This window comes from Terriglobus albidus, from assembly GCF_025685425.1.
GTDB classification, from domain to species: domain Bacteria; phylum Acidobacteriota; class Terriglobia; order Terriglobales; family Acidobacteriaceae; genus Terriglobus; species Terriglobus albidus.
In genome coordinates, this window is record NZ_JAGTAS010000057.1 from 691,937 (window position 1) to 698,275 (window position 6,339).

The following is a 6,339-nucleotide window of genomic DNA, read 5'->3' on the forward strand; positions in this document are numbered from 1 at the left end:
ATTGCGGAAAACGCCCATAGGATGCGAAGCCCTACACCACACCCCCGGCGAAAATGCTCTATCGAATAAAACAGAAAGGCGCTCCCGGCGGAGCGCCTTCTGTGGTTCCAGCAATGGATCAGAACGCCAGCTTCATCGAAAGCTGTCCGATACGCGGATCGTTCGCCGTCGTAATCCGTCCAAAGGTCGTTGCATTGCTGAGACTGTTCGAAGGTGTGTTGAAGTTGGTGTGGTTGAAAAGGTTGAAGTACTCGGCCCGGAACTGGAGGTCCGTATGCTCCGTGATCTTCAAGTGGCGGGTGAGCGAGGTATCGAAAGTGACAAAGTTTGGACCGGTGAAGGTATTCTTCCGGACGTTGCCGAATGTTCCCTTCGCAGGTGTAGTGAAGGCTGAGAAGTTCAGCCAGCTCTTACAGGACGTCGTCACGCCGCTGCAGGCGTTTCCGCCATAGGCATTACCGGAAAGGATGGGCGTATCTCGATTGATGCCTGTTAGGGATACGTCCTGCCCCAGCGCGAGCGTAATGGGATCGCCCGTCCTAGCGCTTACCAACCCGGACGACTGCCAGCCATTCAGGATGGCGCGCAAGGGAGCCCAGCCATTGCTGATGGATGGGAAGGCCCACACATACTTCGCTGTCACAACGTTGCGGTGATCGAAGTCCGACGGACCGACATCCAGCCGTTTGTAGTTCGGCAGGTATACCGGGAGAATGTAACCCTGCCCGGCTCCAGCACTGGTGGTTGCCGCGCCATTTGGAACATTGTCCAGCGACTTCGACCAGGTGTAGTTGAGAGTAACGCTCAGCCCATGCGAGAGTCTCTCATCCAACGTCGCCTGCATCGAGTGATACGACGAGTTGCCTCCCATATCGGTCAGGCTGATCGTTGAGAAGCCCGGGGAGAGACGCCGCGTATTCGTGTTCGCTGTGGTGGCAGTGCTGCTGTAAACGGCCGGATTGATCTCGGGCGAGGTGAAGATATGGCTGCCATGCCCTCCGACGTAAGCCACTTGCATGCTCAGGCTATTGGTGAGCTGCTGAGCAAACGCCAGGTTCCACGCATACGTTAGCGGCACCTTGAAATTGCCGGAAGGATCAAACGTGATAACCGGAATCGTCCCAATGAACGCTCCGCTCGCCGTGTTCGAAACCGGAAATGGATTGGTGGTTGAACCATAGGGGTTAGAGAAGTGCGTTCCTGCTGGGTTCAGGCTGACCGTCGTCACAAACGGAGCACTGCCGATCCATCCATTGTTGAAGAGACCATTCGAGCGCGTGTCATAGAACATGCCGGCTCCGCCGCGGATACTGCTTTTCCCTGTGCCGAAGAGGTCATAGGCAAAGCCAACACGCGGCATCAAATTGGTATAGACAGGACGAATGCCGTCGACTGGAACTCCGGCGTCACCGGCAAAAAGTAGACCGGCGGGAGCATTCGGGAACTTTGTGGATCGACGCCCCGAGGCATAGGCAGCGGAATTGAACTGCCCCATGCGCAGCCCACGCTCGTGCAGCGGCAGATAGGGCTCATAACGAACACCGAAGTTCAACGTGAGGCGACGGTTGAGCTTCCAGCTATCCTGCGCGTAAACACCGATGAACTTCGCGCGGTTCTGCTGGAACTGACCGGAGCTCTGCGAGAACGTGTTCAGGTACCCGAAAAGAAAGTTTGCCAGAGCCGTATTGCCATTCGTTGCGGTAAAACCATAGGTACCGGGCTGGCCGTTCTGGTTCACCACATCGACCTTCGCGACCTCGCCATGGAAGCCGAAGGCCATGGTGTGGCGCCCCTTTACCCAGTGCACATCGTCGGCAAGAGTCATATTCGAGCGCAGGAAGTCTGCGTGCGGATTATCGCCGACGGAAAAGTAGCTGGCGACGCTGATGCTCTGAATCGACTTGAACCCAGGCTGCCAGACATTCACGCCGAGGTCGTTCATATTGATGCCGCCAGAGAGTGGACCGCGTGTCGCATACTCGCGCTGATAGCTCAGGATGAAGTTGTTCAGCAGATTATCCGTGAAGGTATGCGTCTCAGAGATCAACGCATTCTGATAGTCGATGTTGGAGCCATCAGAATAAGTAGGCAGGTTGCTGAGATTCAACACACCGGCATTGGAGAACTTATCCAGGTAGTAGCGCGCGGTAAAGCGGTCCTTCTTGCCAAAGTTGTGGTCATAACGGGCAACGTATTCCAGGAAGTCCTGAGCGACCGGGCGGATGAAGTTCAGAGTGACCGGCGCAGTGCTGGTGGTATTGGCGACTGCAACATGAGAGAGCAGGGCCAGAGACGCAGGGTCGAAGTTCGACGGGTTCACAAACGCCGTACCCGTGGAGGGATTCACCGGGTAGAAGGTGTTATTGAATGGATTGGTAATGCCGGCCTGGCCGCTCAACACGGGAATGTTGCCGGCAACGTTCGCCGTGGTCGGTACCGTGGATGAACTGGGCGCATTCTGGGTGTGGAACGTCGTGCGCTGAATTCCGAAAAAGAAGAAAGAGGACTTGCTCTGCCACAATCCCGGCAGGCCGACAGGGCCACCGACCGTGCCGCCAAACTGATTGCGCTTCAGCGGATCGACCGCGGTTTGAAAGTAGTTGCGCGCATTGAAGACGCGGTTGCGGACATACTCGAAGAGATTGCCGTGAAACTTGTTACTGCCGCCCTTGGTGATGACGTTCACAACAGCGCCGGCATTCTGACCGTACTCCGCGTTGTAGTTGCTGGTCTGCACGCTGAACTCCTGCAGTGCATCCGGGAACGGAAACGGAGCATTGACGTTCGTATACTCGTCCACGTTATTGCCGCCATCCAGCAGATAACTGGTCTGGTTGGCGCGGGTACCATTGGCAGAGATCGTCACCACGCCTGGAAAGGTCTTCGTATTTCCCTGGTCGGCTGCACCGCTGGGAGCGGCCACGACACCAGGCGTCAGCGTCGTGAGTTGTGCCGCGTTACGGCCATTTAGAGGAAGCTCATTGACCTGCCGCTCATTCACGACCTGAGAGATGGTGCCCGTGCTGGTATCCACCTGAGGCGCAGCAGAGCTTACCTCAATTGTCTCCGATGTCTGACCGATAGAGAGCGCCGCATTCAGAGTGACGGTCTGGTCCGCAAGCAGCGTGACCGCGCTGTTCGTGTAGGTCGAAAAGCCTGTGGCCTCCACGCTGATCTTGTAGGTGGCGGGTGGCAACGAGGGGAAGACGAATCCCCCGTCGCTGTTCGTCACAGTCTCAGTCTGCGTATTCGTCGTGACCTGTGTTGCCTTAACACGTGCGCCCGGTACTGCCGCGGAGTCCTTGTCTGTGACAAGGCCAACGATACGGCCCAGGCCTTGCGCGAGTGAGCACGTTGACATCAGAACGAACAGCATCAAGAGCAAGGACGCGTTCCGAAACAGACGTTCGCGAGGAGAAGCTTGCATGATCTTCATAACGGAGGTGAATGCTAAGGAGTGATCTCCACGCCTGTCAAGCTTTCTTGCATCAGCGCATATTTATGCAATCTCCCTCGCAATGAAAAAATGCTTTTTCTTCCTATGCATTCAGTCGTGAGCGCCTTATCTTGGCTCCAGCATCCAGCGGATACACCAGATCCACATTTTTCGAAGTAAGGAACTGGTGCTTTACGAACACTGCCGGAGCAACCGGTTTATTCCGCAGCAGATTCAGGGCCAGAGGAATGACGTAGTTGCCGTATCTCTCCGGGAAATAAGCAACCGAGCCAATAAGACGGGTTCCTGGACGACGGAGTTCGGCACGCGCCTCAGGCGTCGCATTCTGGCTGGCAACAGCACAGGTCTTCTCAGCACCGAACTCTTCCCAGACGCGAATAGCAGCCAGCGCACAGATGTCGTTAACGGTACCGACGAGCGTACGTTTCGCGCGGGCTCTCCTCAGATATTTCCGCAACATCTCCTGTACCTGTTCGAAATCGCCGCGGCCATTCAGATGAACAACAGATGCAGAGGCGATCTCCGGAAGTTCGGACTGAAGGCCATGCAGAAAGCCGGTGCCGCGCAATTCAAGCAAAGAGCCGGCAATGGGAAGCTCCATCAGAACCACACGATCCACGCGGCCATTCCAGTTCTCGTTTGCCCAGCGTCCAAGTGCCTTCCCGGCGATGACGCCTGCCTTGTAGTTATTAGCGCCAAAATAGGTAGCTCCGGGATGCGGAACCTCAATGGCGATAACCGGCGTCTTCGCTTCCAGGAACTTGGAAGCGATGGCCGGCGCTACACGCTCATAGGTCTGAAACTCCAGTACGAGGTCAACGCCTTCCCGGATCAGGAAATCGGCATTGCGCAGCGCCTCACGCGCTGAATAGCGGTTATCGACCGTGACGAGATCCACGTTCTCTCGCGCCGCCACCGTCTCAATACTGCGCAGCACCTCCTGCGAGAACTCCGTTACCCCCTGCGTGGCAAACCCGATCCGATATCTGCGCCCTCTAACTGGACCAAAGCGATTGCGATAGACCCCGGCGCCGACACGCTCCAGCAGCCCTCCATGGATGAGAGTACGTAGCAGCCGGAAGGCTGTGGTCTTGGGAAGCTGGGCGCGTTCCATCACCTCCAGAAGCGTGAGTTCTTCCCCGAGGCTCTTGAATGCCTTCAAGACCTCACATGCACGAAGGACGGTCTGGGACTCATTGCGATCGCTGCGACGGCTCGTCTGCACATTTGATCGACGCTCCAGATGTCTTGGCGGGCTCACGTCAAAAACTCCATCACTGCTGGCTCTGCATTCCGGATTTCGGAATCGCTCACTCGGCAGAGTACGGGGATCGGGATCAATGGGCAAGGACGGATCGGTGTGGATATTCCGAAGTGTGGAATATCGGTTTACCCTCCTACTCCTGCTGCTCGAGGATTTACGAAGACTCAGAGTCTTGCGAAAGAGCAGAGGACTGTATCTACTTGTCTCGTTACGAATCGCTCTCTGGAGATAATCATGTCCGAGCGCCTTCTTGAGCTGCGCCTCAAAGGTAAGAAGATAGTCTCACCAGGATGGGTGTTGCTTGCAGCGGCTCTGCTGGCGCAAGCGCAACCGGCATCATCGCCGGCTTTGCGTTCTTTCGATCGCGTTCTGCTGCTTGAAGACAAGGCCGAAACCTCGGCCGGCGTGAGCGTGGGCGACCTCAACGGAGACGGCCTGATGGACATCGTTCTTGGCAAAGGGCGGCATTGGCCACTCTTCAATCGCGTGCTATTCAACGATGGCCACGGGAGCTTCCTCGCCAACAACCTCGGGACATCGCCCGACCGTACCTATTCCGCAGCGCTGGCCGATGTTGATGGAGACGGCCACCTCGACATAGTGGTCAGCAATGATGCACCCGATCGCAAACTTGTCTACCGGAATGACGGCAAAGGAAACTTCACAGAGAGCGGTACCTTTGGCAGCCCCAACTGGGCGACGCGTTATGTAACCCTGGCTGACCTGAACGGCGACGGCTATCCGGACATCGTGGCCGCCAATCGCGGCGACTATCCGGACCTGGTGGATGGAAAACCTGGGAAAGGCACCCAAAATCCAACGCCAAGTTTCGTCTGCTTCAATGACGGCAAGGGACACTTCCCCGCATGCGAAGCCCTTCCGACAGAATCGGCAACCTCAATCGTAGCGGCAGATCTCGACGGCGATGGCGCGCTTGATCTCTTTGCCCCTCATCGCGACGGCGGCCAGAGCATCGTCCTCTGGAACGACGGCAAAGGACACTTCCCCACCTCGACGAAAGTGGGCGCCGCCAACGCCTGGATTCGCATGGGTGCGGCCGGCGATCTCGACGGCGATGGGCAGCCCGATCTCGCGATCATTGATGAACGCCTGAAGGCTTCGTTCATTCTCTTCAATCGCGGCAAACGCCAGTTCGGAGAACCGTTCAGGCTTCCCGGTCCCGACCGGCCGCCTTACTGCCTGGCGATCGCCGACCTGAATCGCGACAAACGGCCGGACATCATCGTGGGGTATGTGGAGTTACCCGGATCGGTGTTCTTCAATACCGGGCGGGGCCGCACCTTCCACGAGGTCCCCTGGAACGACGGCAAAGGCACGGTGTACGGCCTTGCCTTCGCCGACTTCAATGGAGATGGCTGGACGGACATCGTGGCGGCTCGTTCCGATGCTCCCAATGGCATCTGGTTCAGTAAGAAGCCGACCGGCAAACGATAGGATGTGTTTTTTGTTTTGTCATTTCGCAGCGCAGCTGAGAAATCTGATTGGAATCAAAATCTAAGTGCAACATCTCTAAGTTTGGGGGTGTTGGATGGGTTGCAGCTACAGTCAGCTGGATGATTTTGAACGAGTAACGATTCAGATCCAGTTGCAGCTTGGG

At 56.8% G+C, this 6,339-nt stretch carries 4 protein-coding genes; 1 reads left to right on the forward strand and 3 read right to left on the reverse strand.

The features are described 5' to 3' along the window. Positions 1–118 precede the first annotated feature (118 nt). Together OHL21_RS19270 and OHL21_RS19275 are read right to left on the reverse strand one after the other, a co-directional pair. Positions 119–3,361: a TonB-dependent receptor gene (locus tag OHL21_RS19270; protein ID WP_263418918.1), complete on the reverse strand. Its 3,243-nt coding sequence runs from the start codon at positions 3,359–3,361 to the stop codon at positions 119–121. Positions 3,362–3,539: 178 nt separating this feature from the next. Next, positions 3,540–4,682 carry a substrate-binding domain-containing protein gene (locus OHL21_RS19275; protein ID WP_263418919.1) on the reverse strand — a complete coding sequence of 381 codons (1,143 nt, stop codon included), beginning with the start codon at positions 4,680–4,682 and terminating at the stop codon, positions 3,540–3,542. Positions 4,683–4,955: 273 nt separating this feature from the next. On the opposite strand from OHL21_RS19275, the gene OHL21_RS19280 reads away from it, so the two are divergent. Further along, complete coding sequence (locus tag OHL21_RS19280; protein ID WP_263418920.1) at positions 4,956–6,176, forward strand: FG-GAP repeat domain-containing protein; 1,221 nt, start codon at positions 4,956–4,958, stop codon at positions 6,174–6,176. Here the strand turns inward: OHL21_RS19280 and OHL21_RS19285 are convergent. Continuing rightward, positions 6,148–6,339, reverse strand: a 192-nt coding sequence (locus OHL21_RS19285; RefSeq protein WP_263418921.1) for a hypothetical protein, incomplete at its 5' end; no start/stop codon positions are given. The genes OHL21_RS19280 and OHL21_RS19285 overlap by 29 nt on opposite strands.

Excerpts from the sequence above, each read along its gene's own strand:
- OHL21_RS19270 (WP_263418918.1), bottom strand. The coding sequence starts at position 3,361 with ATGTCAACGTGCTCACTCGCGCAAGGCCTGGGCCGTATCGTTGGCCTT.
- OHL21_RS19280 (WP_263418920.1), top strand. The coding sequence starts at position 4,956 with ATGTCCGAGCGCCTTCTTGAGCTGCGCCTCAAAGGTAAGAAGATAGTC.